Source organism: Marinibaculum pumilum, assembly GCF_042646425.1.
GTDB lineage: Bacteria > Pseudomonadota > Alphaproteobacteria > Ferrovibrionales > Ferrovibrionaceae > Marinibaculum > Marinibaculum pumilum.
Genome location: NZ_JBHRTR010000037.1, coordinates 98,584 through 99,734, shown reverse-complemented (window position 1 = coordinate 99,734; position 1,151 = coordinate 98,584). Strand labels below are relative to the sequence as shown.

At 69.5% G+C, this 1,151-nt stretch carries 1 protein-coding gene; it reads left to right on the top strand.

Annotated elements, in window-relative coordinates; translation table 11 throughout:
- The first annotated feature begins 283 nt into the window (after positions 1–283).
- The gene (locus tag ACFOGJ_RS23735) at positions 284–1,150 is read left to right on the top strand and encodes a DUF1013 domain-containing protein (protein WP_379905310.1); all 867 of its coding nucleotides are present in this window, start codon (positions 284–286) and stop codon (positions 1,148–1,150) included.
- Position 1,151 lies beyond the last annotated feature (1 nt).

Genomic DNA, 1,151 nt, shown 5'->3' with positions numbered 1-1,151 from the left:
GGCCCCCGGGGGCCCCCCCCCCCCCCGGCGGCCTCCCAGCCGCCGCCCGTTCCCGGCTGTCCGTTTCCGGTTGCCCATTCGCGGCTGCCCCCAATATGTAGCTGCCGCAGCAATTCCCTTGCCGTTTGCCGGTGCTGCCCCTAATTTCGCAGCATTCCGACAACAGGGCTCCCCCCTGGCGCGCCGGCGGCAGCCGGCGCATACCTCATAGGATTGCCCGCAGCGCCCGGTTCGGCGCGGCGCCGATCGAAGAGAAGGAGCCCAGCAAGAAGGATCTAGACCCATGCCGCAACCGCTTATGCCGAAGGCGACGGCCGTCTGGCTGATCGACAATACGGCGCTCACGTTCGAGCAGGTTGCCGAATTCTGCGGCCTGCACGTGCTTGAGGTACAGGGCATCGCCGACGGCGAGGTCGCCATCGGGATCGTCGGCCTGGACCCGATCGCGAACGGCCAGCTGAGCCGGGCGGAAATCGCCCGCTGCGAGAAGGACCGGAGCGCGCACCTCAACCTCATCAAGACGGACATCCCGCAGCCCGCGCGCCGCACCCGCGGCGCCCGCTATACGCCGGTGTCCAAGCGCGGCGACCGGCCGAACGCAATCGCCTGGATGCTGAAGTTCCATCCGGAGATCTCCGACAGCCAGATCCAGAAGCTGCTGGGCACCACCAAGGCGACGATCAACGCGATCCGCGACCGGTCCCACTGGAACGCCCAGAACATCAAGCCGCAGGACCCGGTCAGCCTCGGCATCTGCAGCCAGATCGACCTGGACACGGTGGTCCGCACCGCGCGCGAACGCCGCGAGGCGAAGCTGCGCAAGGAGGGCATCGACCCGACCACCGCGGCCGAGCTGCATCCCCTGCCGCAGCCGGAGGACCTGCTGGGCGAGGCCGCCGCCGGCGACCCGCTGGCGGAGCCGGTCCTGCCGGATCCGGCCGCCGAGGACGAAGCCGAGGATTCGCCGGAGGAAAGGCGCGAGGCAGCCGAGGCGGTCTTTGCCGACCTCGAGACCACGGAAGAGGGTGCGGACGAAGCAACGGACAGCGACACCGAGGGTGAGGGCACCGGAGAAGACGATGCCGGAGAACAGGGCGCCGGGGAGCCTGTCGACGGCGACGAAACGGCAAACCGGCAGCACAACGGCTGAC

Coding starts and splice junctions, on each gene's coding strand:
- ACFOGJ_RS23735 (WP_379905310.1), top strand. CDS start 284: ATGCCGCAACCGCTTATGCCGAAGGCGACGGCCGTCTGGCTGATCGAC.